Origin of the sequence: Elioraea tepidiphila DSM 17972, from assembly GCF_000378465.1 — a bacterium.
Taxonomy (GTDB): Bacteria; Pseudomonadota; Alphaproteobacteria; order Acetobacterales; family Acetobacteraceae; genus Elioraea; species Elioraea tepidiphila.
The window spans coordinates 1-26,930 of sequence record NZ_KB899925.1; the positions used below are offsets into that span (position 1 = coordinate 1).

The 26,930-nt window shown below is 70.6% G+C and carries 23 protein-coding genes and 1 pseudogene; 17 read left to right on the forward strand and 7 right to left on the reverse strand.

Going from position 1 to position 26,930, the window contains the following annotated elements:
* The 3 genes and pseudogenes from F563_RS25150 to F563_RS0112950 form a co-directional block, all read left to right on the forward strand.
* Positions 1-126: pseudogene (locus F563_RS25150) on the forward strand (IS5/IS1182 family transposase); the annotation flags it as partial.
* Between the two features lie 351 nt (positions 127-477).
* Positions 478-2,340, forward strand: a complete 1,863-nt coding sequence (locus F563_RS24015; RefSeq protein ID WP_019015102.1) for a glucosamine inositolphosphorylceramide transferase family protein — start codon at positions 478-480, stop codon at positions 2,338-2,340.
* Positions 2,341-2,359: 19 nt separating this feature from the next.
* Entirely contained in the window at positions 2,360-3,268 is a 909-nt protein-coding gene (locus tag F563_RS0112950; RefSeq protein ID WP_019015103.1) for a CDP-alcohol phosphatidyltransferase family protein, read from the forward strand.
* Positions 3,269-3,318: 50 nt separating this feature from the next.
* Here F563_RS0112950 and F563_RS0112955 read toward each other — a convergent pair whose 3' ends face one another.
* From F563_RS0112955 to F563_RS0112970, 4 genes are read right to left on the reverse strand one after another with little or no spacing between them, the layout of a single operon-like run.
* On the reverse strand, positions 3,319-4,425 hold the full coding sequence (locus tag F563_RS0112955; protein WP_019015104.1) for an alanine racemase: 1,107 nt from the start codon (positions 4,423-4,425) through the stop codon (positions 3,319-3,321).
* The gene (locus tag F563_RS22525) at positions 4,425-5,981 is read right to left on the reverse strand and encodes an ABC transporter substrate-binding protein (RefSeq protein WP_019015105.1); all 1,557 of its coding nucleotides are present in this window, start codon (positions 5,979-5,981) and stop codon (positions 4,425-4,427) included. The genes F563_RS0112955 and F563_RS22525 overlap by 1 nt, the downstream gene beginning before the upstream one ends.
* Before the next feature lie 41 nt (positions 5,982-6,022).
* Entirely contained in the window at positions 6,023-7,591 is a 1,569-nt protein-coding gene (locus F563_RS0112965) for a M81 family metallopeptidase (protein ID WP_019015106.1), read from the reverse strand.
* Positions 7,591-8,727 carry a threonine synthase gene (locus F563_RS0112970; RefSeq protein ID WP_019015107.1) on the reverse strand — a complete coding sequence of 379 codons (1,137 nt, stop codon included), beginning with the start codon at positions 8,725-8,727 and terminating at the stop codon, positions 7,591-7,593. Before F563_RS0112970 ends, F563_RS0112965 begins: the two co-directional genes overlap by 1 nt.
* A gap of 73 nt (positions 8,728-8,800) precedes the next feature.
* Between F563_RS0112970 and F563_RS0112975 the strand changes: the two genes are divergently transcribed.
* The 11 genes from F563_RS0112975 (at position 8,801) to infC (ending at position 20,286) form a co-directional block, all read left to right on the forward strand.
* Positions 8,801-9,325, forward strand: coding sequence for a dihydrofolate reductase family protein (locus F563_RS0112975; RefSeq protein WP_019015108.1), 525 nt, complete (start codon positions 8,801-8,803; stop codon positions 9,323-9,325).
* A gap of 28 nt (positions 9,326-9,353) precedes the next feature.
* The gene (locus F563_RS0112980; RefSeq protein ID WP_019015109.1) at positions 9,354-10,472 is read left to right on the forward strand and encodes a M20/M25/M40 family metallo-hydrolase; all 1,119 of its coding nucleotides are present in this window, start codon (positions 9,354-9,356) and stop codon (positions 10,470-10,472) included.
* Between the two features lie 160 nt (positions 10,473-10,632).
* Positions 10,633-11,274, forward strand: a complete 642-nt coding sequence (atpH, locus tag F563_RS0112985) for an ATP synthase F1 subunit delta (protein WP_019015110.1) — start codon at positions 10,633-10,635, stop codon at positions 11,272-11,274.
* 1 nt (position 11,275) lies between these two features.
* Positions 11,276-12,808: a F0F1 ATP synthase subunit alpha gene (gene atpA, locus F563_RS0112990; protein ID WP_019015111.1), complete on the forward strand. Its 1,533-nt coding sequence runs from the start codon at positions 11,276-11,278 to the stop codon at positions 12,806-12,808.
* A gap of 23 nt (positions 12,809-12,831) precedes the next feature.
* Positions 12,832-13,716 carry a F0F1 ATP synthase subunit gamma gene (locus F563_RS0112995; protein ID WP_019015112.1) on the forward strand — a complete coding sequence of 295 codons (885 nt, stop codon included), beginning with the start codon at positions 12,832-12,834 and terminating at the stop codon, positions 13,714-13,716.
* Between the two features lie 71 nt (positions 13,717-13,787).
* A complete protein-coding gene (atpD, locus tag F563_RS0113000; RefSeq protein ID WP_019015113.1) occupies positions 13,788-15,212 on the forward strand; it encodes a F0F1 ATP synthase subunit beta in 1,425 nt (474 codons plus the stop codon).
* A gap of 25 nt (positions 15,213-15,237) precedes the next feature.
* Positions 15,238-15,651 carry an ATP synthase F1 subunit epsilon gene (gene atpC, locus F563_RS0113005; protein WP_019015114.1) on the forward strand — a complete coding sequence of 138 codons (414 nt, stop codon included), beginning with the start codon at positions 15,238-15,240 and terminating at the stop codon, positions 15,649-15,651.
* Positions 15,652-15,837: 186 nt separating this feature from the next.
* Positions 15,838-16,701 carry a ferritin-like domain-containing protein gene (locus tag F563_RS22530; RefSeq protein WP_019015115.1) on the forward strand — a complete coding sequence of 288 codons (864 nt, stop codon included), beginning with the start codon at positions 15,838-15,840 and terminating at the stop codon, positions 16,699-16,701.
* Positions 16,702-16,759: 58 nt separating this feature from the next.
* Positions 16,760-17,707, forward strand: a complete 948-nt coding sequence (locus F563_RS0113015; protein WP_019015116.1) for a glycosyltransferase family 9 protein — start codon at positions 16,760-16,762, stop codon at positions 17,705-17,707.
* Between the two features lie 34 nt (positions 17,708-17,741).
* Positions 17,742-19,700: a threonine--tRNA ligase gene (gene thrS, locus F563_RS0113020; RefSeq protein ID WP_019015117.1), complete on the forward strand. Its 1,959-nt coding sequence runs from the start codon at positions 17,742-17,744 to the stop codon at positions 19,698-19,700.
* A gap of 67 nt (positions 19,701-19,767) precedes the next feature.
* Positions 19,768-20,286 (forward strand): translation initiation factor IF-3, encoded by a 519-nt coding sequence (gene infC / locus F563_RS0113025; RefSeq protein WP_156825177.1) that lies wholly within the window; start codon positions 19,768-19,770, stop codon positions 20,284-20,286.
* Between the two features lie 63 nt (positions 20,287-20,349).
* On the opposite strand, the gene F563_RS22535 is transcribed toward infC, so the two are convergent.
* Positions 20,350-21,213 carry a M48 family metallopeptidase gene (locus F563_RS22535; RefSeq protein WP_051089386.1) on the reverse strand — a complete coding sequence of 288 codons (864 nt, stop codon included), beginning with the start codon at positions 21,211-21,213 and terminating at the stop codon, positions 20,350-20,352.
* Positions 21,214-21,394: 181 nt separating this feature from the next.
* Here F563_RS22535 and F563_RS0113035 point away from each other — a divergent pair, with 181 nt between their 5' ends.
* From F563_RS0113035 to ald, 3 genes are read left to right on the forward strand one after another with little or no spacing between them, the layout of a single operon-like run.
* Entirely contained in the window at positions 21,395-22,651 is a 1,257-nt protein-coding gene (locus tag F563_RS0113035; protein WP_019015120.1) for an AmpG family muropeptide MFS transporter, read from the forward strand.
* A complete protein-coding gene (locus F563_RS0113040; RefSeq protein ID WP_019015121.1) occupies positions 22,648-23,016 on the forward strand; it encodes a DMT family protein in 369 nt (122 codons plus the stop codon). Before F563_RS0113035 ends, F563_RS0113040 begins: the two co-directional genes overlap by 4 nt.
* 16 nt (positions 23,017-23,032) lie before the next feature.
* Positions 23,033-24,151, forward strand: coding sequence for an alanine dehydrogenase (gene ald, locus F563_RS0113045; protein WP_019015122.1), 1,119 nt, complete (start codon positions 23,033-23,035; stop codon positions 24,149-24,151).
* Here ald and F563_RS0113050 read toward each other — a convergent pair whose 3' ends face one another.
* Complete coding sequence (locus F563_RS0113050; RefSeq protein WP_019015123.1) at positions 24,152-25,549, reverse strand: ATP-binding protein; 1,398 nt, start codon at positions 25,547-25,549, stop codon at positions 24,152-24,154.
* 96 nt (positions 25,550-25,645) lie between these two features.
* A complete protein-coding gene (locus F563_RS22540) occupies positions 25,646-26,884 on the reverse strand; it encodes a penicillin-binding protein activator (protein WP_019015124.1) in 1,239 nt (412 codons plus the stop codon).
* Positions 26,885-26,930: the final 46 nt, after the last annotated feature.

Below are 26,930 nucleotides of genomic sequence, written 5' to 3' on the forward strand. Positions count from 1 at the left end.
AAGGAGATCGGCGGCATGCGCCGCACCCTGCTGCGCGGGCTGGAGCGCGTCCAATGGAGCTTCACGCTGCGGGTCGCGGCCTACAACTTGATCCGGCTACCGAAGCTGCTGGCGACGCCCCCCTAATCGCTGCCAAAATCCACCCAGGCGCGCCATCTTTCCGGCAGATCGCCGCCGGAAACCCAGCGCATCCGCTCGCCAAACCCTACCCAACCGCCGCACAGCCCAGAAAAACCAAACCCATAGCGGCGAATTTCCGCAGCCTGCTAGACCGTCGCCGACCTGTCGCGGGAGCTGCCCGGGCTCTCGCGTCCGTCCCGGCCCGATCAGCACGGGCTGGGCGACCTCCCCGCACGAGGCGATCCGCCAGCCTGCGGCTTCGTGATGGTGTGCGCGCATGGGCCGCCCCTGTTTCGTGGCTTCGTTTCATGCAACCATGACAAAGAAGTATCGCGCAGCAGGAGAGCTTGCTCAGGGGTGACATCCGCGTCCGGACCGTATCGGCCGACCGTCGGCCGCAGGCAGAATGGCGACGAACAGATCGGCACGCCGGCGCGCACGCGCGTGGGACCGGCGGCCGATGGGACCGGCGGTGGTGCGGCAGCGGCCGGCACCACGCCGGACTTGGCTCCGGTACCGCCCGACGGCGACAGCATCAGGCGCCGCCTGCGGGTCGGCATCATGCTCGACGGGCTGAGCGTGCGGGCCTGGGAACGCAAGGTCGTCGAGGACCTCGCGCGCACCGATTGGATCGACGTCGTGGTTGCCGTCGTCTGCTGGTCACCGGCCGAACGCAAGGCCTCCTGGTTCGAGAACCTCTGCGCCGGCCGCCTGCACCGTACCACCGAGATCTACGATCTCTACGAATCGGTAAGCCGCCGGCTGGCCAACGGGGCCGGCAGTTATGCCGAAACCGCCCCTCTCGGCGACATCCTGCATGGCATCGACATCCTGCACGTGGTGCCGGAGCGGAACCGGGGGGTCTTCGACCGGCTGCCGGAGCCGGACATCGCCGCCCTGCGCGGCTACGATCTCGATGTTCTTCTCCGCTTCGGCTTCCGCATCCTCAAAGGTGCCATCCTGGGCGTGCCCCGGCACGGCGTCTGGTCCTATCACCACGGCGATCCGGCGCGCTTCCGTGGCGGCCCCTCCTGCTTCTGGGAGATCGTCCGCGGAGAGCGGTCGGTCGGTGTGGTGCTGCAGCGGCTCACCGAAACGCTCGATGCCGGCGAGATCCTCTACCGGTCGACCTCGAGCTGCGCGCCGACACTGTGGGTGGACCGTGTGCGAGGCCCGCACTACCTGAAGTCCGCCCGGTTCGTGCGACGCAGCCTGGAGCGGCTGTACCGAACCGGCTCGCCCATCCGCGCTCAGGACGCTGACGCGCAGCCTCTGCCGCCCGGCCCGATCACGCGCAAGCCGGGCAACCTGCACGCCGCCGCGGTGCTCGGACAGATGGCGGTCCGCACCGCGCTCGCCAATACGCGCCATCTCTGTCGCCACGACATCTGGTCCATCGTGTTGCGGCAGGCGAGGCCGCTGCTCGCGCCCTCTGCCGGGCCGCCACCGGTGCTGGCACGGATCGCCGGCAAGGGCTGGCAGACCGCCGATCCGTGCCTGTTCACGTGGGAGGAGCGGCTCTACTGCTTCTTCGAGCGTGTGCCGATCGGGCGGCATCGTGGCGAGATCGCGGTGGTCCGCGTGCTGGAAGACGGCCGGCTGACGGAGCCGCAATCGGTCCTGACGGCGGCGCACCACCTCTCCTACCCCTTCCTGTTCGTCTGGAACGGACGGCCGATGATGCTGGTCGAGAGCGCCGACTCCGGCGCGCTCGGCCTGTTCGAGGCCGACGCCTTCCCGCTGCTGTGGCGCCGACGCGCGACCCTGCTCGACGGTCAGCGCGCCTATGACCCGACGCTGCTGCACTGGGAGGGGCTCTGGTACCTGTTCGTCGCGATCGACGAGGCGGGCGGCGGCCCGAACGACGAGCTGTTCGTCTTCGTGGCCGAGACGCCGCTCGGACCGTGGCAGCCGCACGCCCTCAATCCGGTCGTGTCCGATTGCCGCAGCGCCCGGCCCGCCGGCGCCCTCTTCGTCGAGAACGGCACACTGATCAGACCCGCCCAGGATTGCAGCGGCAGCTACGGGCGGGCGCTCAATCTCTGCGCGATCGACCGCCTCACGCCCGAGGATTTCGTCCAGCGCGTGGTCGGCCGGATCGAACCCGCCTCGGTCGGGGGCTCCATCGGCTGCCACACGCTGTCCCGCGCGGGTGGCATCGAGGCGATCGATCTGCGCCGCCGGGCCTGGCGATGGCCGCGACTGCGCAGGACGGGCTGAAGCGACGGAGCCCCACCCCGTGACGCCCGGGGAGGATCCGCGCGATCTGGCGCGACTGCCGATCAGGGAGCTGCGCGAGCGCGCACAGCAGCCGGAGCGCAGTCGCAACGACCTGGGTGGCGCCCTGTTCGGCGACTGGGTATCGCCCTTTCTCACCCGCGCGTTCCTGCGCCACGACGTCAGTCCGACGGTCGGCACGTTCGGAATGCTGATCGCCGGCCTGGCCGGTGCGCTGCTGCTGCCCTTCGGCGGCGGCTGGTCGGTCGCCGCCGCGCTCTGCTTCGTGCTGTTCTACGTGCTCGATTGCGTCGATGGCGAGGTGGCGAGGCTGCGCGGCATCGATCGGTATTTCTGGTCGTTCCCGGACTTCTTCTTCGGCGCCTGGGTGATGGCGCTGTTCCATGTCTCGCTCGGCATCTACGCATTCCGGTTCACGGAAAGTCCCTGGATGCTGCTTGCGGGAACGGCGCTCGCGCTCGCGCTGCTGACCAAGAAATTCATCGATGTCTGCCACGTGTTCCTCACGGTGGAGCAGATCGTCACCGCCGACGCCACGAAGCGCGCGCGCTACGCGGCGCAACTCGGCGTCGATCCCGCCGACGCGCCCGTTCCCCCCGCCGAGCCCGCGATCCTGACCAGCCGCCGCCAGGTGATCGCGCGCTACGGCGGACCGGTTGGCGTCGTCCGCGCTGCGCTGGCCAACTTCCACCTCGCGATGCTGTGCTTCGCCGTGCTCGCGATCCTCGATCTCATGATCGGGCCATGGCGGATCGCGGAGACACCACTGGACCTGAAGACGCTGTTCCTGCTGCTCTACCTGCCCCTCTACCTGCTCCACGTGGCCGACCACTTCGTCTTCCTGTGGCGAGGCGGGTTCGCCGCCCGATCCGCGGCGCTGCTCCGACGCCTCGCGCGCTGGAATGCGTGATCCGCGCCAGACGCCCGAAGCCACGCTCGCCGCTGGAACGGACGCTCTGGCTACCAGTAGTTCACCCGCGGCCAGACCGCGACCACCTCGTCGGAGGCGCCGTCCACGACGTGATAATGGGGGTGTGCCGCAGCGGTATGGCAGGAATGGTTCGGCAAGACGCGCACCCGCGCCCCGACCGGCAGTGCATCGAAGGGCAGCGGACGGTCGCTCTCCACGACGCCGTGCTCCTGATAGGTGCGTGTCACGATCGCGTCGCCGAACACGGGGCGCCCCGCCAGATCGACGACCAGGCCGAAGCCGTAATCCTTCGCCATGGTCTGCGTGCCGCGGTCCTTCGACAGCGCGAGCGCGCCCGCGTCGATGAGAAGGCGGTTCTGCGCCGGCCTGCGGCCGATCACGCTCGCCAGCACGGAGACCGCGACGTCCTCCAGTGGCTGGGTGTGCAGCTGGACCTGCATCAGGTCGCCGAACATGTAGACGCCCGCCCGCACCTCGGTGACACCGGCGAGCGAAGCCGCGTTCAGCACGCTCGGCGAGGAGCCCATCGAGACGATGGCGACCTCGTTGCCGGCCGCCCGCAGCCGCTCGGCCGCGCGCACGATGCCCGCGCGTTCGTTCTCGGCCACCTGCCGGATCTCCTCGACGCTGCGCCCGGCGTAGGAGTGGCCGCCATGCGTGAGCACGCCGGCAAATCTGCTGCCCAGGGCGGAGGCGATGGCCGGCACCGTCTCGTCATCGGGCGTGAGACCACCGCGGCCCGCACCGGTATCGATCTCGATCAGCGCGCGGATGCGGCCCGGATGGGCCGCCACCGCGCGCGCGGCCTCCAGGTCGTCGGTGATGACCTTCACGTCCGCGCCCTTGGCGTTCAGCGCCGCCACCGCGTCCAGCTTCGCCGGCACGATGCCGACCGCGTAGATCTGATCGCGAAACCCGGCCTCGGCGAGGTACCGCGCCTCGGCCAAGGTGCTGACGGTGATCGGTCCGAAACCGGGCGCCGCCAGCATCGCGACGTCAATGCTCTTCGCGGTCTTCAGATGCGGGCGCAGCGTCACGCCATGGCGTGACACGGACCCGGCCATCATGCGCAGGTTGCGCAGCAGCGCGGCACGGTCGAGCACCAGGGCGGGCGTGGGAAGATCGGCGAGGCGCATCACTGCTTCCTGATCTCGTGGGCGAGGAACCGGCCATCGTTGAACGGCGCCACCATCATGCCCTGCCGGGCCGCATACACGTAGGACGGGTAGTACACGAAGATGATGATCGTCTCCTCCTCGAGCGCGATGCGGGCGGCTTCGGCGAACAGGGCATTGCGCTTCTCGTCATCCATCGTGGCGAGCGCCTCGCGCACGAGGGCGTCCGCGCGCGGCGAGGCATGCCGGGTGCGATTGGCGCTGCCGAGGCCTCCCGCACGATCGAAGGAGTGCACGAGTGCGCGGTACATGGTCGAGACATCCGCCGCGCCGTACTGCGCCGCCATGATGCTGAAGGTCTGGCGGCTGGCCTGGGCGAAGAAGGTGGCGTTGGGCTGGAGCGCGACCTCGGTCTGCACGCCGATCCGGGTCCAGAACTGCGCGATCGCCTGCGCGACCTTGTCGTCGTTCGGGTAGCGGTCGTTGGTCGCGTGCAGCGTGACGCGGAACCCGTCCGCGAGCCCGGCCTCGGCGAGCAGCGCGCGCGCCCGGTTCGGATCGTAGGGCGTGGGCTTGAGGTTCGGGTTGGTGCCGGGCGTACCGTCGGGCAGCAGGTTCGCGGCCGGCGTGGCCGCGCCCTCCAACACGCGCTCCACGATCGCCCTGCGGTCGATCGCGTGGCTCAGCGCCTGGCGCACGCGCACGTCCTTCAAGGGGTTGGGCGTGAGCGGGTTGCCCGCGCGATCGCGCACGAACGGCGATGCGTCGCGGTCCATGTCCATGGCGACATACATCACGCGGCTGCCGGGGATCTGCGTCACCGCGACACGGCTGTCGGTGCGCATCCGCGGCAGGTCGGCGAGCGAGACCTCGTCGATCGCCTGCACGGCGCCGGAGAGCAGGGCCGCCGTGCGCGCGGCGTCGTTGGACACCGTGCGGATGATCACGCGGGTCCACGGGCTCCTCTCGCCCCACCAATGCGGGTTGGCGCGCAGCTCCAGCACCTCGCCCGGACGCCAGGTGTCGAGCACCCAGGGACCCGAGAACACGGCGGCGCGGCCAGCATTGAAATCGTCGGTGCGCACGCCCTCGCCGAGCGATTTGGCCGCGATGAAGATGCGCGCCAGGTCCACCGGGATGAACGGATAGGGCGTGCGCGTACGGATGCGCAGGGTGCGCGGATCGACCACCTCCACAGCCTCGATCGCGCGGGTGAAGATCACGTAGCTGCCCGGGCTGCCTTCGATCCGTGGCACGCGCCAGAGGCTGAAGGCGACATCCTCGGCGGTCACGGGCGAACCGTCGGAGAACCTCGCCTCGGGGCGCAGCGTGAACTCCCAGGTGCGGTCATCCACCGCGCGCCACGACTGCGCGAGCCCCGGCGTCATCTCCTTGTTCGGCCCCTCGCGGATGAGCCGCCAGTAGAGGTGTTCGAGCGTGTTGTCGGTCTCGCCGGCGAAGCGAAAATGCGGATCGAGCGAGGAGGGGCCGAGCTTGATCCCCATGGTCAGCGTCTCGGCCGTCGCGCCGCAAGCGATCGTGGCGGCGGCAACGGCGGCCAGCAGCGTTGTTCTCATTGTCGTCCTCCCTCGTCGTGCCGGAGTGTCCGACGAAGTGCTCAGCGCCGCAACTGCTTCGGCGACCATTTGACCCCCTCGTCCAGCGGGATCACCGGCCGTGGCAGGCGCTTCCACTCGAACCGGCTGAGGATCGGGCTGGTCAGCCCGGGCGCATCGACCTCGATGATGCGGTCATTCGAGAAGAACTCGTCGAATCCGCCGCGGAAATGCCCGCGCGACTTCACGACCACCGAGCGCGCCGCACCGATGTCGAGCCCGAACATCTCGAAGAACGCGGGGTCGGCGCATTGCGTGCGGTACGACACCACGACCACGGTGATGCCGCCGAGATCGAGCGCGGCGGAGGGCCCGAGCCGCATGTCGCGGCCGGCGAAGATGCCGCGCCGCCCCGTCACGCGACCGTCGGACAGCGCACGCACCGTCGCCGGCGCCGCGAAGGGCTTGGAGAACGCATTCGTCTCGGCGGTGTTGAACCGGGCCTCGATGCGCGCACCCACGCCCGCGGCATGAGCGGCCGCCGCGAGCGGCGGGTCATAGATGATGCCGACGAGGCAACCCTGCACGCCGGCCTGGTGGAACGCCTCCAGGATCCACATCGTGTTGCCGCGCCCGCCCCCGCCGGGATTGTCGGCGACATCGGGGAAGCAGAGCGCGGGCTTCGACGGGTCATCGCCGACCGCCGTGGCCATCGCGGTGGCCTCGTCCAGCGCGGTGAGCTTCGCGCGGAACCGCTTGCGGTTCGACCAGCCGAGCGTCGCGATCTCCTCGGCAAGCGCCTCGCCCGTCGCCTCGTCACCCTTGCGCGCGGTCACCACCACGGCGAGGCCGTTCTTCGGCGTGTCGCTGTAGGCGAATCCGCCCATCACCGAGACGTTCAGGATGCGCCCGACGCAGTCCGGGTCGGCGATGCGCCGCTGGCCGAGATCGATCATTTCCCCGTACGGGCGATCCGTCGCATCCTTGCCGGTCAGCATGGTCACGGTGGGGGGAATGATCGGCAGACGGATGAAGGTGCGCGTGGTCTTCGCACCCCTCAGCAGGGCGCGCACATGCCCGGCCGCCTCCTCGCCGCGCTGCCACATGTCGAGATGCGGGTTGGTGCGGTAGCCGACGAACACATCCACGCTCTGCACCATCGCCTCGGAGATGTTGGCGTGCAGATCGAAGGTCGCGACCAACGGCACGTGGGGGCCGACGACCTCGCGCACCATCGCCAGCATGTCGCCGTCGGGATCGGTGCGTTCGGTCGATAGCCCGGCACCATGCATGCACGCATACACGGCATCGAGCGGGGCGGCGCGCTCAAGGCCCTTGCGCCAGATGCGCATCATCTCGGCGAAGGTCTCCTCCTCCACCGGCCCGTTGGGTTCGGCCATCGCCAGCAGGATCGGCACCGGCTGCCACGGCCCCGTCGCGTCCATCGCGGCGACGAAGCCGGGCACCTCGCCGAGCGCGATCGGCGTCGCGCAGCGCGCATCGGCGATGATCGCGTCGCGTTCGAGCCAGACGCAGGACTCGAAATCCGCGCGTGTCGCCGGCGGGGCGAAGGCGTTGCACTCGATCGAGAAGCCGAGGATCGCGATGCGTGGCGGCGGCTTCTGGGCCATCAGAGCGTCATTCCCATCAGTTCGGCGATGCGCGGCGTGGCCTTGAGCCCCGTTCCGGTCAGCACCAGCACGGTCGTCTGCTCGGCGCCGATCGTGCCGGACTCGCTGAGCTTGGCCAGGGCCGCCGCGGCCGAGGCGCAGGTCGGCTCGACATAGATGCCGATCCGGGCGAGCGCGAACAGCGCGGCCTCGATCTCGGCCTCGGTGACCGTCACCGCGCCACCTTCGGACTCGCGCAACGCACCGAGCACCTCGCGCAGGCGGATCGGCTTGGCGATCGCGGTGCCCTCGGCGATCGTAGGCCCGATCTCGCACGCGACCGGCTCGTCGCTGCCCGCGAGGAACGCCGCCGCGATCGGCGCGACATTGGCGGGCTGCACCGCGAACAGCCGCGGCATCCGGTCGATCGCGCCCGCGCGCAGCAGTTCGCCAAAGCCGATCTCGCAGCCGAGCACGTTCGAACCCGCGCCGCACGGGATGATGATGTTGTCGGGGGCGCGGAAGCCTAGGTCCTCCCACAGCTCGTAGGCCAGCGTCTTGGTGCCGTGGAGGAAGAACGGGTGCCAGTTGTGCGAGGCGTAGAAGATGCGCTCGGCCTGGCGCAGCGCCGCATCGGCGCAGTCCTGCCGGCTGCCGGGCACGAGCTCGATCTCCGCGCCATGCGCCTTCATCTGCACGGTCTTGGCCGGCGAGGTTGCGGCCGGGACGAGAATCTTCGCGCGCATCCCGCCCGCGGCGGCGTAGGCGGCGATCGCCGCGCCGCCATTGCCGCTGCTGTCCTCCAGCACCGCGGTCACGCCCTGCGCGCGCAGCCCCGACAGCATCACCGACGCGCCACGATCCTTGAAGCTGCCGGTCGGCGCGAACCATTCGAGTTTCAGCAGCGCGCGCGTCCCGTCGAGCCGACGCTCGATAAGCGGCGTGCAGCCCTCGCCCATGGTGATCGGCGCGACCTCGGATCCGAAGGGAAAGGCCCGGCGGTATCGCCAGAGGCTGCGCGTCTCGCGGTCGATCGCGTCGCGCGTGATGCCGGGCAGTGGCGTGAGCAGCAACGGGTTGCCGTCATCGGAGCGCCAGCGCGGCGTGGCGAGCGGAAAGGTCCGCCCGGTGCGGGGGTCGAGATAGGCGGGGGTCATGCGCGCGGAGGGTTGCCGAAGCGCGGGCCGGCTGCAAGGCTGCCGCGCTTCCGCACGCGAACAGGACCGCATCGTGAGGACGATCTGGCATTGTCACATCGCCGTTTCGCTGGACGGCCTCATCGCCAAGCCCGACGGTTCGGTGGACTGGCTCGCTGCCTATCCGGCTGAGGATTTCGGTATCGACGCCTTTCTTGCGAGCGTGGACACGATCCTCATGGGGCGTGTCACCTACGAGGCGGTTCGTCGGCTTGGCGATTGGCCCTATCCGGGCAAGCCGACCGTGGTCGTCACCTCGCGCACATTGCCCGACCCGCCGGAGGGGGTGGAAGCACGCGGTGGCGAGCTCGGGGCGATTGTTGCCGAGCTGGAGCAGCGCGGGCTGGAGCGGGTCTGGATCGAGGGCGGTGGGCAGATCGTGCGAGGCATGCTCGCCCTTGGCCGGCTCGACGTGTTGGAGATGGCCGTGATCCCGATCGTACTCGGCGACGGGATTCGCCTCTTCCCAGCGGGCACGCCGGAGACCACTCTCCGACTGGTCCGGTGCGAGGCCAAGCCGCGCAGCGCTCTGCACCTCGTTTATGAACGCGCGGCATGATGCTGCGACGGAAGGGACAACGGCCCCAATGACCAACGATCTCGGCGAGCGCACGCTCCGCCTTGCCCGCGACCTGGTCGCGATCGACAGCCAGAGCTCGCTGAGCAACATCGCGATCGCCGAACGGATCGAGGCCGAGCTCGCGGGATTCGAGGTCGAGCGGCTGGACTGGACCGACCCGAACGGCGTGCCCAAACGCGCGCTGGTCGCGCATCGCGGCCCGGCGCGCGGGGGTGCCGCCTTCAGCGCGCACATGGACACGGTTCCCGACACCGGCTGGACCAGCGATCCCTGGACCCCGCTGGTCGCCGACGGAATGCTGCACGGGCTCGGCGCCTGCGACATGAAGGGGCCGCTCGCGGCCAGCCTGGTCGCCGCCCAGGCCGCGCCCGCCGACCTGCCGCTCAGCCTGCTCTACACCTTCGACGAGGAGACCACGAAGGCAGGCGCGCGCCTGATCGCCGAGAAGAGCGCGCTGATGCGGCGGTTCACGCCCAAGGGCATCGTGGTGGTCGAACCCTCCGCCATGCAGTGCGTGCGCGGCCACCGCGTGCACGTGCAGTTCACCGCGACCGCGACGGGGGTGCAGGCGCATTCCTCGACCGGCCAGGGCAGGAACGCCAATCTCGACCTGATCCCGTTCCTCAACGCCTTGCTGCCGATCCACAAGCGGCTGCGCGAGGACCCGGCCTGGCAGGACCCGGCCTACGACCCGCCCTTCAGCGATTTCAACATCGTCATCGACAACCACGGCACGGCGGCGAACGTGACGGTCGCGCGCGCGACCGCGCATATCAAGTTCCGCTACAGCCGCAACGTCGATCCGGCACCGGTGATCGCCGCGGTCCGCGAGGCGGCGGAGCGCAACGGGATCGCGCTCGAGGAGCGGCACGAGGGCGCGCCGCCCCAACTGCCGGAGGATCACCCGCTGGTCGCCGCCGCCGTGGCCGAGACCGGCAAGCCGGCCAAGACCGCGCCCTACGGCACGGACGCCTCGGAGTTGCAGGCGATCGCGCCCTGCATCGTGCTGGGCCCGGGCGGGGTGGACACGGCGCACACGCCGAACGAGCGTGTCGCGGTGGCCGATCTCGCCGCCGCGCCACCGGTGCTGCTCCGGCTCGCCGCGCGCATCGCCGCGCTGCCGTGACGGCGCCGCGGCGGCCCTTCGATCGGCTGCGGCCGCGCCCTGTTGCACCGCCAAAGACCCTATGGTAACCCCCGCCGCGCCTGCGGGGGTTCGCCCCGCGGGACGTGTTTTTCGTGCCGGCGCCGATCGCGCGCCGCATCAGAACGGGGACCGGGTCCGCGTGCCGGAGACCAATCCGCAAGTCGCCGAGATCGCCGCTGCGCTGAGGATGGCGCGGGAAGCCCGCGCTGCCGTCGATGCCATTCCCGCGCGCTACGCCGGCGGGCTGATGGCACTGGCGCGCGAGACCTTCGAGAAGGGCGATACCGGCGTCTATGACCGGATCGCCGCCGGGCTCGATGCTGTCGCCGCGGCGATCGAGCAGAACCGCGGCTTCCGCCATACGCTCGAAAGCCCGCTCATCCCTGCCGATGCGCAGCTCAAGGCCGTGCTCGCGGTGCTCGACAACCCGGCGACCGGCGTCAGCGTCCCGCGCGAGGTGCGCAACTTCGTCGGCGTGGTGATCCGCAACCGGCGCGCCGCCATGCTCGCGCGCATCATCGCCGCGTTCCGCGCCCTCGATGCCGAGCGCCGCGGCGAGGAGCAGGCCGAGGTCGTCTCGGCCGTGCCGCTCGACGACACCCAGCGGGCGCAGCTCCTTGCCTCGCTCAACCGCGCGGGCCACGCCCGCGTGCGCCTGACCGAGCGGGTCGATCCCGCCATCCTCGGGGGGCTCGTGCTGAAGCTCGGCTCGCGCCTCTATGATTCCTCAATCAGGAGCCGCCTCCAGCGGCTCGCCCATGCCATGAAGGGGGCTGCCTGACATGGAGATCCGTCCCGCCGAGATCTCGCAGATCCTGAAGCAGCAGATCGCCAGCTTCGAGGACGAGGCCGACGTCGCCGAGGTCGGCCAGGTGCTGAGCGTCGGCGACGGCATCGCCCGCGTGTTCGGGCTGTCGTCGGTGATGGCCGGCGAGATGGTCGAGTTCCCCGGCGCCGGCGTGCGCGGCATGGCGCTCAACCTGGAGACCGACAATGTCGGCGTGGTGATCTTCGGCGACGACCGGGCGATCCGCGAGGGCGACACGGTCAAGCGCACGGGCGCGATCGTCGAGGTGCCGGTCGGCAAGGGCCTGCTGGGCCGCGTGGTCGATCCGCTCGGCAACCCGATCGACGGCAAGGGCCCGATCGAGGCCACCGAACGCCGGCGCGTGGACGTCAAGGCGCCCGGCATCATCCCGCGCCGCTCGGTGCATGAGCCGATGCAGACCGGCATCAAGGCGATCGATGCGCTGATCCCGATCGGCCGCGGCCAGCGCGAGCTGATCATCGGCGACCGCCAGACCGGCAAGACGGCGGTGATCATCGACACCATCCTGAACCAGCGCGCGATCAACGCCTCGGGTGACGAGAGCCAGAAGCTCTACTGCATCTACGTCGCGGTCGGGCAGAAGCGCTCGACGGTGGCGCAGCTCGTCAAGACGCTCGAGGAGTACGGCGCGATGGAGTACTCCATCGTGGTCGCCTCCACCGCCTCCGAGCCCGCGCCGCTGCAGTATCTCGCGCCCTACTCGGGCTGCGCGATGGGCGAGTACTTCCGCGACAACGGCATGCACGCGGTGATCTTCTACGACGACCTCTCCAAGCAGGCCGTCGCGTATCGCCAGATGTCGCTGCTGCTGCGCCGCCCGCCCGGCCGCGAGGCCTACCCGGGCGACGTGTTCTACCTGCATTCGCGCCTGCTGGAGCGGGCGGCGAAGCTGAACAAGGACAACGGCTCGGGCTCGCTCACCGCCCTGCCGGTGATCGAGACCCAGGCGGGCGACGTCTCGGCCTATATCCCGACCAACGTGATCTCGATCACGGACGGGCAGATCTTCCTGGAGACCGACCTGTTCTATAAGGGCATCCGCCCGGCGGTGAACGTGGGCATCTCGGTGAGCCGCGTCGGGTCGGCCGCGCAGATCAAGGCGATGAAGCAGGTCGCGGGGCGCATCAAGCTCGAACTCGCGCAGTATCGCGAGATGGCCGCCTTCGCGCAGTTCGCCTCCGACCTCGACGCGGCGACACAGCGCCTGCTCGCGCGCGGCGCACGGCTGACGGAGCTGCTCAAGCAGCCGCAGTTCCAGCCGGTGCCGGTGGAGGAGCAGGTGGTGGCGATCTTCGCCGGCACGCGCGGCTATCTCGATCCGATCAGGGTCGAGGATGTGGGCCGGTTCGAGCGGCTGATGCTGTCCGAGCTGCGCGCCAAGGAGCCGGCGATCCTGGAGGCGATCCGCACCGACAAGGAGATCAAGAAGCCGACCGAGGACAAGCTCGTCGCCTTCCTCGACGCCTTCGCCAAGACCTTCGCCTGAGGCACGCGGTCCGGGGATAGACGATGCCGAGCCTCAAGGCGCTCCGCACGCGGATCAACAGCGTCAAGTCGACGCGCAAGATCACGCAGGCGATGAAGATGGTCGCCGCGTCGAAGCTGAAGCGCGCGCAGAGCCAGGCCGAGCAGGCCCGCCCCTATGCGGAGCGCATGGAGCGGATGCTGGGCGCGCTCGCCGCCTCGGTCGCGGGCAGCCCGATCGCGCCGCCCATGCTGGTCGGCACCGGCAAGGAGGACGTCCATCTCCTGGTCGTGGTGTCGGCCGATCGCGGACTCTGCGGCGGCTTCAACACCGCCGTCTCGCGCTTCGCGCGCAACCGGACGCGCGCGCTGATCGAGCAGGGCAAGACGGTGAAGATCCTGACCGTCGGCCGCAAGGGGCGCGATTTCCTGCGCCGCGAGTACCGCAAGAACATCGTCGGCAGCATCGACTTCGTGGGCAGGAAGCAGATCGGCTTCGAGGACGCGGTGGAGATCGCCAACCAGGTGACGGAGATGCTGGAGGGCCAGCAGTTCGACGTCTGCACGCTGATCTACAACCGCTTCAAGAACGTCATCACCCAGGTGCCGTCCGAGCAGCGGCTGATCCCGGCGAGCATCGAGGGCGCGCCCACCGAGACCGCGGGCGGGCCGCGCGCCGCCTACGAGTACGAGCCGGGCGAGGAGGAGATTCTCGCCGAGCTGCTGCCGCGCAACCTCGCGATCCAGATCTACCGGGCGCTGCTCGAGAGCGCGGCCGGCGAGCAGGGCGCTCGCATGACCGCGATGGACAATGCCACCCGCAATGCGGGCGACATGATCGCCAGGCTGACGCTGAACTACAACCGCCAGCGCCAGGCGAACATCACCAAGGAGCTGATCGAGATCATCTCGGGCGCGGAAGCGATCTGACCGCGCGCGAGGCTCGGACGGCGAGGACAACGGGTTAGAGGATGGCCCCCGGGGGCCAGGGAGTACGGACGATGGCATCGAACAACGTCGGCAGGATCACGCAGGTTCTGGGCGCGGTCGTGGACGTGCAGTTCCCGGGCGAGCTGCCGAACATCCTCAACGCCCTGCACACCGAGGTGAACGGCCGGCGGCTGGTGCTGGAATGCGCGCAGCATCTGGGCGAGAGCACGGTGCGCGCGATCGCGATGGACTCGACCGACGGTCTGGTCCGGGGCGCCGAGGTCACCGACACCGGCGGGCCCATCAGCGTGCCGGTCGGCCCCGAGACGCTCGGGCGCATCCTCAACGTGGTTGGCGAGCCGATCGACGAGCGCGGCCCGGTGGAGACCGCGAAGCACTTCCCGATCCACCGCGACGCGCCGCAGTTCGTCGACCAGTCCACCGAGGCGCAGATCCTGGTCACGGGAATCAAGGTCATCGACCTGCTCGCCCCCTACCTCAAGGGCGGCAAGATCGGACTGTTCGGCGGCGCCGGCGTCGGCAAGACCGTCACGATCATGGAACTGATCAACAACGTCGCGAAGAAGCACGGCGGCTACTCGGTGTTCGCGGGTGTGGGCGAGCGCACGCGCGAGGGCAACGACCTCTACCACGAGATGATCGAGTCCGGCGTGATCAAGACCGACGGCCCGGGTTCCAAGGCCGCCCTGGTGTACGGCCAGATGAACGAGCCGCCGGGCGCGCGCGCGCGTGTCGGGCTGTCCGGGCTGACGCTCGCCGAGTACTTCCGCGACGAGGAAGGCCAGGACGTGCTGTTCTTCGTCGACAACATCTTCCGCTTCACCCAGGCGGGCTCCGAGGTGTCGGCGCTGCTCGGCCGCATCCCCTCGGCGGTGGGCTACCAGCCGACGCTCGCGACCGACATGGGCGCGCTCCAGGAGCGCATCACCTCCACGAAGAAGGGCTCGATCACCTCGGTGCAGGCGATCTACGTGCCGGCCGACGACCTGACCGACCCGGCGCCCGCGACCTCCTTCGCCCACCTCGATGCGACCACGGTGCTGAGCCGCGCGCTGACCGAGATCGGCATCTATCCGGCGGTCGATCCGCTCGACTCGACCAGCCGCGCGATCGATCCGCGCATCGTCGGCGAGGAGCACTACACGGTCGCGCGCGAGGTGCAGCGCATCCTGCAGACCTACAAGTCGCTGCAGGACATCATCGCCATTCTCGGCATGGACGAGCTCTCGGAGGAGGACAAGCTGATCGTGGCGCGCGCGCGCAAGATCCAGCGCTTCCTCTCCCAGCCCTTCCACGTCGCCGAGGTGTTCACCGGCCAGCCGGGCGCCTTCGTCGAACTCGCCGACACGATCCGCAGCTTCAAGGCGATCTGCGCCGGCGAGTACGACCACCTGCCCGAGGCGGCGTTCTACATGGTCGGCACGATCGAGGAAGCGGTCGCGAAGGCCGAGAAGCTCGCCGCCGAGGCGGCCTGAGCGCCAGGTCCGGGAGCGCGCCAGCATGGCGGAACAGACCACGCTCGAGATCGTCGGACCGACGCGGCTTCTGCTGTCGGAGCCGGTCGATCTCGCCGAGATCCCGGCGTATGATGGGTATATCGGCGTGCTGGCCGGCCACGCGCCGATGATCGCCACACTGCGTGGCGGGCTGATCCGCGTGCATCAGGGTGGCGCGGTCACCAAGCAGCTCTATGTCGGGCGGGGCTTCGTCGAGATCGCGCCCGATCGCTGCACCGTGCTCGCCGACGAGGTGATTCCGGCGGAGGAGCTCTCGGCCGAGACCGCGCGGACCCGTGTCGCCGAGGCGGAGAGCGCCTATCAGGCGGCCGCGGAGACGCGCGACGCCGACGAGATCGAGCGGGCGATCATGCGCCTGGCCGCGGCCAGGGCGATGGAGGAGGCGGCCCGGCGCTGAGGCCGCCTGCCGTCCGCATGATCTGCGGACAGGGTTGCAACACGCTGATTCGGTTCGGTTTCGTCCTGTCCGCGCCCCCTTGCCTCGCTGGCGCGCAATCCCCATTCCTGTGCTAGCGTTCGTGCAAGGCCGAGTCCCCCCTCGGGAAGGCAGGGCTGTTCGACAACCGGGAAGGACGGCAACGCCATGAAACACTGGCACATCGACCAGGTCGGCTGGGACCGGTTCGATCCCGCCAAGGTCGATCCGGGCATCGTGCCGCTGGTGAAGGCGGCGGCGATGGTGGAGCGCAACGGCGACGACTACGCCACCTATCTCTGCAACGTGTTCCACGACGACCCCGACTTCCGCCAGGCCGCGCTGAACTGGGCGGTGGAGGAGGTCCAGCACGGCGAGGCGCTCGGCCGCTGGGCGATGCTGGCGGATCCCTCATGGGACTACCGCGCCGCCTTCGCCCGCTTCCGCGAGGGCTACAAGATCCCGCTGGAAGCGGATCATTCCGTGCGCGGCAGCCGCACCGGCGAACTGATCGCGCGCTGCATGGTCGAGACCGGCACCTCGTCCTACTACACCGCACTCGGGGAGGGCACCGAGGAGCCGGTGCTGAAGCAGGTCTGCCAGCTGATCGCAGCCGACGAGTACCGCCACTTCAAGCTGTTCTACGACCACATGCGGCGCTATCTCGCGCGCGAGAAGATCTCGCTGATCGAGCGGCTGCGCATCGCGGCCGGGCGGATCGGCGAGAGCGAGGACGACGAGCTCGCCTTCGCATTCCACTGCGGCAACATGCCGGACGGCGTCCCGTATGACCGCAAGACCTCGATCGCCACCTACATGGCCAAGGCGATGACGTACTACAAAGTGCGCCATATCGACCGCGGCATGGGCATGATCTTCAAGGCTGTCGGGCTGCCGCCGCGCGGCCGGCTGTCGGAGTTCGCCGCGCGGGCCGCGCACCGCTTCATCCGCTTCAAGCAGCGGCGCAACGAGGCGATCGCGCAACGCGCTGCCGCCAACAGCAACATTCCCCGCACCGCGCAGGCGGCCTGAACCTCCCCGCGCCACGGGACCTTGACGCCGCCGTCCGCGCATCGGAGAGGCGCGGGCGATGACGGCGATCCTGGTGATCAAGCACGGCGCGCTCGGCGATCTGGTGCAGGCCTTCGGGCCGTTCGCGGCGATCCGTGCGCATCACCCCGCAGCGCGGATCGACCTGCTGACCACCCCGCTTTTCGCCACTCTGATGCGGGGCGCGCCGTGGTTCGATCGCGTGCTCACGGACGACCGCCCACCCTGGTGGCATCTGCCGGCGCAGGCGGCGCTCGCACGAAGGCTCGCCGCCGCAGGGTACGGGCGTGTCTACGACCTCCAGACCTCGGCGCGCTCCTCGCGGCTGCTCGCCTGGATGCGGCTGTTCGGCGCCCGGCCGGAATGGAGCGGCATCGCGCGCGGCGCGTCGCACCCGCATGCGAATCCCGGCCGCGACGCCATGCACACCCAGGACCGCCAGCGCGAGCAACTCGCCATGGCGGGGATCACGGCGTTCCCCCCGCCCGACCTGAACTGGCTTCAGGGCGATGCCGCACGGTTCGACCTGCCGGCACGATTCGCGCTGCTGATCCCGGGCGCGGCACCGCATCGCCCGGCCAAGCGATGGCCCGCCGCGCACTACGGCGCGCTCGCCGCGCACCTCGCCGCCGCCGGACTGACGCCCGTCGTCCTCGGCACCCCCGCCGAGGCGCCTCTCGCCGCGACGATCCGCGAGCAGTGCCCCGCCGCCCGCGACCTGATCGGGCAGACCGCGATCGCGGACATCGCCGCCCTCGCCCGGCGCGCGGTCCTCGCGGTCGGCAACGACACCGGGCCCATGCACCTGATCGCTGCGGTCGGCACACCGTCGCTGGTGCTGTTCTCCGCCGACAGCGACCCCGCGCTCTGCGCCCCGCGCGGGCGCGAGGTACGCATCCTGCGCGTGCCCGACCTGCGCGATCTGCCGCCCGCGCAGGTAATCGCGGCGGTGGCCGCGCTTGACGCCCCCGCCGCCCCGCCCGCATAGACGCCCCTCGCCCGAGAACGGCCGAGGAACAGCCATGCCCGCCATCACCCTGCCCGACGGATCCGTGCGCCGCTTCGACGCCGCCGTCACGGGCACGGAGATCGCGGCGGCGATCGGCCCAGGCCTCGCCAAGGCGGCGATCGCGATCGAGGTGGACGGCGCGCTCTGGGATCTCGCCCGCCCGATCGAACATGACGCGCGCGTGCGCCTGATCACCCGCAAGGACCCGGAGGCGCTCGAGCTCATCCGCCACGATTGCGCGCATGTGCTGGCCGAGGCCGTGCAGGAGCTCTTCCCCGGCACCCAGGTCACCATCGGACCGCCGATCGAGAACGGCTTCTACTACGACTTCGCGCGCGACACGCCCTTCACCCCGGAGGACTTCCCCGCGATCGAGGCGAAGATGCGCGAGATCATCGCGCGCGGCGCGGCCTTCGAGCGCATCGTCACCACCCGCCACGAGGCGATCGACCTGTTCCGCTCGAAGGGTGAGAAGTACAAGGTCCAGCTGATCGAGGATCTGCCGCAGGGCGAGACGATCACGCTCTACCGCCAGGGCCAGTGGACCGATCTCTGCCGCGGCCCGCACATGCCGACCGTCGGGCATGTCGGCGACGCCTTCAGGTTGATGAAGGTCGCGGGGGCCTATTGGCGCGGCGATCACCGCAACGCGATGCTGTCGCGCATCTACGGCACCGCCTGGCGGGACCGCAAGGAGCTCGATGCGTATCTGCATCAGCTCGAGGAGGCCGAGCGCCGCGACCACCGGCGCATCGGCAAGGAGATGGGCCTGTTCCACCTCCAGGAGGAGGCGGTCGGCTCGGTGTTCTGGCACCCCAAGGGCTGGCGGCTGTATCGCACCGCCGAGAGCTACATGCGCCGGCGCCTCGACGCCGCCGGCTATGTCGAGGTGAAGACGCCCCAGCTCGTCGATCGCGCGCTGTGGGAGGCCTCCGGCCACTGGGAGAAGTTCCGCGAGAACATGTTCGTCGCGAACGTGGAGGACGAGGGCGAGAAGTCGCGCGTGCTCGCGCTCAAGCCGATGAACTGCCCCTGCCACGTGCAGATCTTCAACACCACGATCCGCTCCTATCGCGACCTGCCGCTGCGCATGGCCGAGTTCGGCTCATGCCACCGCTACGAGCCCTCGGGGGCCCTGCACGGCATCATGCGCGTGCGCGCCTTCACCCAGGATGACGCGCATATCTTCTGCACCGAGGCGCAGATCGCCGACGAGACCGTGCGTTTCGTCGATCTGCTCTCCTCGATCTATCGCGATTTCGGCTTCGCCGAGTTCCGCGTGAAGTTCTCCGACCGCCCGGCCAAGCGCGCAGGCACGGATGCCGTGTGGGACCAGGCCGAGGCCGCGCTGAAGGAGGCCTGCGCGACCGCGGGCGTCGCCTACACGCTGAACCCCGGCGAGGGCGCGTTCTACGGCCCGAAGCTCGAGTTCGTGCTGCGCGACGCGATCGGGCGCGACTGGCAGTGCGGCACGCTGCAGGTCGATTTCGTGCTGCCCGAGCGGCTCGACGCGCTCTATGTGGCGCAGGACGGCTCGCGCCGACGCCCGGTGATGCTGCACCGCGCGATCCTCGGCAGTTTCGAGCGCTTCCTCGGCATCCTGATCGAGCAGTACGCCGGCCGCTTCCCGCTGTGGCTGGCGCCGGTGCAGGCCGTGGTCGCGACCATCACCTCGGACGCCGACGCCTACGCGCGCGAGGTCGCCGGGGCGCTCGCGCGCGCCGGGCTCGCGGTCGAGGCGGACCTCTCGAACGCCAAGATCCAGGCCAAGATCCGCGAGCATTCGGTCGCGCACGTGCCGGTGATCGTCGTCGTCGGGCGCAAGGAGGCGGAGGCGCGCACGGTGGCGCTCCGGCGGCTCGGCGGCGAGGCCCAGCAGATCATGGCGCTGGATCAGGCCGTCGCCACCCTCGCGGCCGAGGCGACCCCGCCCGACCTGCGCGGCCCCGCCACGGTTGAAGCCGCGGCCTGATTTCCCCATTCTCTACCGGTTCAACAACGGCAAGGAGGCTTGAGCCATCCCACCGCGTCCCACCACCCTGGCGCCGCCGACCCGCGAGGGCCCGCGCGTCAACGAAGACATCCGCATCCCCCAGGTCCGCCTGATCGGCGCCGACGGGGAGATGATCGGCGTCCTGCCGACCCGCGAGGCGCTCTGGCGCGCCCGGGAGGCGGGGCTGGATCTCGTGGAGATCTCCCCCAACGCCGATCCCCCGGTCTGCAAGATCCTTGATTTCGGCAAGTACAAATACGAGCAGCAGAAGAAGAAGAACGAAGCCAAGAAGAAGCAGAAGGTCGTCGAGATCAAGGAGATCAAGATCCGGCCGAACATCGACGACCACGACTATGACGTGAAGATGCGTCAGGCCAAGAGCTTCATCGGCGAAGGCGACAAGGTGAAGGTCACGCTGCGGTTCCGCGGCCGCGAGCTCGCGCATGTCGATCTCGGCATGAAGGTGCTCGAGCGCGTGAAGGGCGAACTCGACGAGATCGCCAAGGTCGAGCAGATGCCGCGCATGGAGAACCGGCAGATGATCATGGTTCTCACGCCGCGCTGACCGGCACGATCGAGTGATCCCACGATGCGGCGGCCCCCCGGGCCGCCGCGCGCTTTTCCGGCCCTACCCCGTCCGGCGCGCGCGGATCGCCTGGACGATGGCCGGGTCCTCGCGCACCAGCGCGGCCAGGCGCTGGCGCCGGTCGCCATAGGAGGGATGCGTCGAGAGGAAGCTCGGTGCCCCGCCTCCGCCGTGCTGCGCCTCCATCCGGTCCCAGAAGCGCTGGCCGGCATTCGGGTCGTAGCCGGCGCGTGCCGCATAGAGCAGGCCCAGCCTGTCCGCCTCGTACTCGTGGCTGCGCGAGAACGCCGAGCCGCCGAGCGCCACCCCGAGCCCCAGGGCGGCGCCGATCGCCGGCGAGTACTGCCGGCCTGCCGCGGCCCCGGCCGCGGTGCCGATCACGGCCGCGCCGATCGACAGCGCGAGCTGCTGGCTCACCCGCTCCTGCGCATGTCGTCCGGTGAGGTGGCCCATCTCGTGGCCCATCACCAGCGCCAGTTCGCCGTCATCGCCGTTGGTGAAGCGCCAGAGCCCGTCATGGTAGCCGGAGTAGCCGTTCGGCAGCACGAAGGCGTTGACGCTGCGGTCGGCGAGCAGTTCCGGCCGGAAGCCGCGGGTCGGCTTCGGCGCGCCCTCGACCGCGGAGAGCCGGCCGGCCATCTGTTCGAGTCGCCGCTGTCGGGCGGGGTCGCGCAGCACGCCGGTGCGGCGGCGGATGTCCTGCTCGGCCATGTTTGACATCTGCTCGAGCTCGGCGTCGGAGACCAGGATGAGCTGCGAGCGGCCGAGCTGCGGGTTCTGTTGGCAGCCCGCCAGCGGCAGCCCGAGCGCCATCGCGGTCAGCACGCTCGCCCCGGCGGCGATCAGCTCGCGGCGACGGTGGCAATAGGCAGGCGCGGCCAACGCGTCGTCGTCCTTGGATGTCACGATCGAGTCCCCCCGGCTGTGGACGTGGCGGGGAGAGAGTATCATCCCCGTGTATCCCGATAACCCTCCGACCATGCGAGTCGCAGAACGATGATCGGTGCGACCAAATCCGGAGACCGCGCCCGAATGCCCGCGGTCCGCGATCGCCTGCCTGCCGCGTGACCCTTCGCACCGCACCGACATGATGACCTGGTTGCGCCCGGACCGGACGCTCGCCGTGCTGTTCCTGCTCGGCTTCTCGGCCGGGCTGCCGCTCCCGCTGACCGGCTTCACGCTGCGCCAGTGGTTCAGCGAGGGCGGCGTGCCGCTGGGCGAGATCGGGCTCACGGCGCTGATCGGCCTGGCCTACACCTTCAAGTTCGTCTGGGCCCCCATACTCGACCACGCTCGCCCGCCGCTCGCGGCGCTCGGGCGACGGCGCGGCTGGCTTGCCCCTGTTCAGATGGCGCTGGCACTCGCCATCGCCGGGCTCGGACTCACCGACCCGGCCGTGAACGCGCGGGCGACCGTCACCGTCGCCGTCGCGGTGGCGTTCCTCTCCGCGACTCAGGACATCGTGATCGATGCGTTCCGCATCGAATCGCTGCCCCCGAACCGGCAGGGGCTCGGGCTTGCGGCCTATGTCTGGGGCTACCGGGTCGCGATGCTGGCCGGCAATGCGGGGGCGCTGACCATGGCGGAATTCCTCGGCTGGCGCGCCGCGTTCCTGCTGCTGGCGTCGCTGATCGGGGTCGGGCTCGCGACCACGCTGTTCCTCGCGCGCGAACCGCTCCCCCCCGGCACGCCGGCGCCGGCCGCCTGGGGTGCCCGGCTCAGGCTCGCCGTGATCGATCCATTCCGCGACATGCTGACGCGACCGGGCTGGCCGCTGATCCTCGGCTTCGTCGCGCTCTACAAGCTCGGCGAGGCGCTCGCGGGGATCATGACGGCGCCGTTCTACCGCGCGCTCGGCTTCTCCCGGCTCGACGTCGCCGCGGTCTCGGGCGTGTTCGGGCTGGTCGCGACGCTTGCGGGGGTCGCTCTCGGCGGCGTGCTGGTGGCCGCGATCGGCGTCGGCCGGGCGCTGCTGGTCACCGGGCTCGGGCAGATGCTGTCGAACCTGATGTATGTCGCGCTCTCCGAGGCGGGGCATTCGGTGACGATGCTCTGGCTCCAGGTCGGGGTGGAGAACACCACCGACGGGCTCGCGGATGCCGCCTTCGTCGCCTATCTCTCTGGGCTGACGAGCGTCGCCTTCACGGCAACCCAGTACGCGCTGCTGTCCAGCCTCGCCGCCGTGCCGCTGCGCACCCTCGGCGCCACCAGCGGCTACCTTGCCGAAGCGATGGGCTGGACGCCGTTCTTCCTGCTCACCACCGCCGCCGCCCTGCCCGGCATGGCGCTGATGCTGGCGCTCCTGCGCCGCTTTCCGCCCCGCGAGAACGGAGACCCGCAATGATTCCGATGCCCGCGCCCTGGCTCGCCTGGGTGCTGCCGCCGGTGCTGCTGCTCTTGTCGAACGTGCTGATGATCTTCGCCTGGTACGGCCATCTGAAGCAGCCGCACTGGGGCATCGGGCTCGCGATCGTCGTGTCCTGGGGGATCGCCTTCTTCGAGTACTGCCTCGCGGTGCCCGCGAACCGGATCGGCTTCGGCACCTACACCGCGCAGCAGCTCAAGGTGATGCAGGAGGTGATCACCATGACGGTGTTCGCCGCCTTCGCGGTCTGGTTCCTGAAGGAACAGCTCACCTGGAACTATGTGGCCGCCTCGGTCTGCCTGGTCGCCGCCGTGATATTCATCTTCCTGCCGGCGCAGAACTGACGAACGGAGGATAGGCGTGAAGATCGGCGTCCCGAAGGAAGTGAAGGTCCACGAGTACCGCGTCGGCCTCGTGCCGGCGAGCGTGCGCGAGCTCGTCCATCATGGCCATACGGTGCTGGTGCAATCGGGCGCGGGGGTGGGCATCGGCTTCACCGACGACTCCTACGCCGCGGTCGGCGCAACCATCGTGCCTGACGCCGCGTCCGTCTTCGCCGCGGCCGAGCTGATCGTGAAGGTGAAGGAGCCGCAGCCGGCCGAGTGCGAGATGCTGCGCGCGGAGCAGGTGCTGTTCACCTATCTGCATCTCGCGCCGGACCCGGATCAGGCCAAGGCGCTGATGGCGTCGGGAGCCACCGCGATCGCGTACGAGACCGTGACGGACGCCGCCGGCGGCCTGCCGCTGCTCGCGCCGATGAGCGAGGTCGCGGGGCGGATGGCGGTGCAGGTCGGCGCGCGCTGCCTGGAGAAGGAGGCGGGCGGCGCGGGGATCCTGCTCTCCGGCGTGCCGGGCGTGCGGCCGGGGCGCGTCTGCATCATCGGCGGCGGCGTGGTGGGCTCGAACGCGGCGCGGATCGCGGTCGGCATGCGCGCGCGGGTGACGGTGCTGGACAAGAACGTCCGGCGGCTCGATGCGCTGGATCAGGAGTTCAACGGCAGCGTCGCGACCGTCTATGCCACCATGGACGCGATCGAGCGCGAGGTGCTGCGCACCGACCTCGTCATCGGCGCGGTGCTGGTGCCGGGGGCCGCGGCGCCCAAGCTGGTCAGCCGCGCGACGGTCGCGAGGATGAAGCCCGGCAGCGTGATGGTCGATGTCGCGATCGACCAGGGCGGGTGCTTCGAGACCTCGCGCCCCACCACACACGCCGAGCCGACCTACGTCGTCGACGGGATCGTGCACTACTGCGTCACCAACATGCCTGGTGCGGTGGCGCGCACCTCGGCGGCAGCGCTGAACAACGCGACCCTGCCGTTCGTGCTGGCGCTGGCCGGCAAGGGCTGGCGACGCGCCATGGCCGAGGACCGGCATCTGCTGGCGGGGCTGAACGTGCATGGCGGGCGGATCACGCACCCCGCCGTCGCGGCCGCGCTCGGCGAGAAGCTGTGGCGCGCCGAGGAGGCGATCGTTCCCTGATCAGCCGCGCTCCGGCTCGGTCGCCGGCAGCCAGACGGTGAAGGTCGAGCCCTTCCCCTCCTCACTCGCGATCTCGAGGCTGCCGCGGTGCCGGTTCAGGATGTGCTTGACGATCGCGAGCCCGAGCCCGGTGCCGCCGATCGCGCGCGAGCGCGCGGCATCGACGCGATAGAACCGCTCGGTCAGGCGCGGGATGTGCTGGCGCGGGATGCCCGGCCCGTCATCGCTGACCGCAAGCGTGATGCCCGCCGGGCGCGCGCCGGAGGCCGGCGTCGAAGCCAGGCGCACGCCGATCCGCCCACCCTCGCGGCCGTACTTCACGGCGTTGTCGAGCAGGTTGGCGACCACCTGGGCGAGCTGATCCGGATCGGCCAGGATCGGCCGCACGCCATCGGCCACGGCCAGCTCGATGCGCATCCGCCGCGCCGCCACGCGCGGCTCCAGCGCCTCGGCAGTGCGCCGCACCAGCGCCGCGAGATCCGCGCTTCCCCTCGGCGGCGTGTGCTCGCTCATCTCGATGCGCGAGAGCGACAGCATGTCCTCGATCAGCCGGCTCATCCGCTGCGCCTGCTCGGCCATGATGCCAAGGAACCGCGCCTGCGCCTCGGGGTCGTCCGCGGCCGGGCCGCGCAGCGTCTCGATGAAGCCCATCAGGCTCGCGAGCGGCGTGCGCAGCTCGTGATTGGCGTTGGCGATGAAGTCGGCGCGCATCTGCTCGATGCGCCGCTCACGGGTGCGATCCGACAGCACGAGCAGGATCCGCCCGCCATCGGGCAGCGGCGGATCGAGCCCGATCACCTGCACCACGAGCTCGCGCTCGACCGGCACGGGCAGCGTCACCGCCACGCTCTCGCTGGGCCCGCCGGCGGCGGCGCGATCGACCGCGGCCCTGAGCGCCGGATGACGCAGCAGCGCACCGAGATCCGGCACGGAGGCTCCGGGCGGCGTGAACGCCTCCCGCGCGGCGGCGTTCAGCGTCACCGGCCGACCCTCGCGATCCAGCACGATCAGCGGATCGGGCAGCCCTTCGACGATGCGCACCGCCGCGCGGGAGAGACGATCCACCTCCTGCCCCTGCGCGCGGATCGAGCTCGCCAGCCGGTCCGCCGCCTCGGCGACGCGGCGGAGCGGTGGCAGGCGCGGCAGATCGTCGGGCGGGCGTCCCGCCTCGGCCCGATCGAGCGCGCGCGAGAGCCGCACCAGGTCGCGGTACCAGATCAGCCCGGCCAGCACCCCCGCGGCCGCGACGCCGAGCGCGAGCCACGCCGCGGCCGTGTGGGGGATCCGGTCGAACGCGGCGAGTGCCGCGAGAATGGCCGCCGGCGCGGCCGCGATCGCGGCCGCCGTGCCGGCGACGAGCAGCGCCGGTCGGCGGGGACCCTCGGACGGCGGCGCCACGGATCAGAGCAGATCGTCCACGGCTGGACACAGCCGTGGGCGTGAAGATGCTCGCAAGGAATCCCCGGAACGGTTTCCGGTCATCTGGAAACCGTTCTAGAAGATGCGGTCGTCGAACCGTTCCGGCGCAGGTTCGATCACCTGGACTCCCTCCCGCCGCACCTCGATCAGCGAGAGCCCGCGCTGGTTGGTGCCGTCGGGCATCAGCCGGACGATGCCGAGCGCGCCCACGAACCCCTCGGGCTGGGTGAGCGTGACGCCGGATGGGGTCTGCCCTGAACCGGCGAGCGCCGCGGCGATCGCCGCGGCATCGAACGCCACACCGGCAACGATCGGCGGCGCGGTGCCGTAGGCCTCGCGGAAGCGCGCCTCGAAGGCCTCGCGCCGCGCCTCGTCCGGGGCGGCGTACCAGGCGCCGACCAGGGCGGGCTCGCGCCCGGCATCCGGCATGGCGGCGAGCAGCGGCGTGCCGAGGATGCGCACCGGCGGATTGTCGATGTCATAGAACGGCAGCAGGGCCGCGACCGCGCGCAGCTGCTCGCCGCCGTCGGCGAGCAGCAGCGCATCGAAATCCGGCGGCGGGATGCGCGCCTCGCGCTGGATCTGCGCCGCACGGCGGCGTCCCTCGGCGGTGCCGAGCGCACGCGCGGCGCGGATCTGCGCATCGATCGGCGCGCGCCGTCCGGCGTAGTTGGCGAGCCGGCGCACGGCAGGGTCGGGATTCGCGCCGGAATACACCTCCTCGCGCACCATCACCCCGCCGACATCGGCGACCGCGCGGCGATACGCGTTGAGCACCAACCGGCCGTAGGCGTTCTCCGGCACGAGGGCCGCGAAGCGCGTGGCGCCCGCCGCCCGCGCGGCGGCGACCACGCGGCGCACGGGCGGCTCCGGCAGCAGGTTCACGACCCAGACCCCGGGCCGCGCCTGGGCCGGGTCGGTGGTGAAGGCGAGCACCGGCACGCGCGCGGCGCCCGCGACCTGCGCGACGGAGGCCGTCTCGCTGGCGAACAACGGTCCGAGCACGATCGCCGCGCCCTCGTCGATCGCCTGGCGGGCCGCCGCCGCCGCGCGCCCCGGATCACCGCCGGTATCCTTCGGCATGAGCTCCACCCGGTCCGCGCCCTGGTCGAACAGCGCGAGGGTCGCGCCGTTCAGCATCGCCTCGCCGACCGCGGCATGCGGACCCGAGAGCGGCAACAGCAGGGCAGCACGAATCTTGCCGTCCGGTCCGACCATGGGCCGCGGCATGGCGCCGACGGTGACGCCGACCGGCGCGGCGATCCCGGGGCTCGGCCGGGTGGTCGGCGGCTGCGCCGCGCACGCCGTGAGCACCAGGGCGCCCAGCGCAATGCTAAGCAGTCTCCATGGCCGAGTCCGA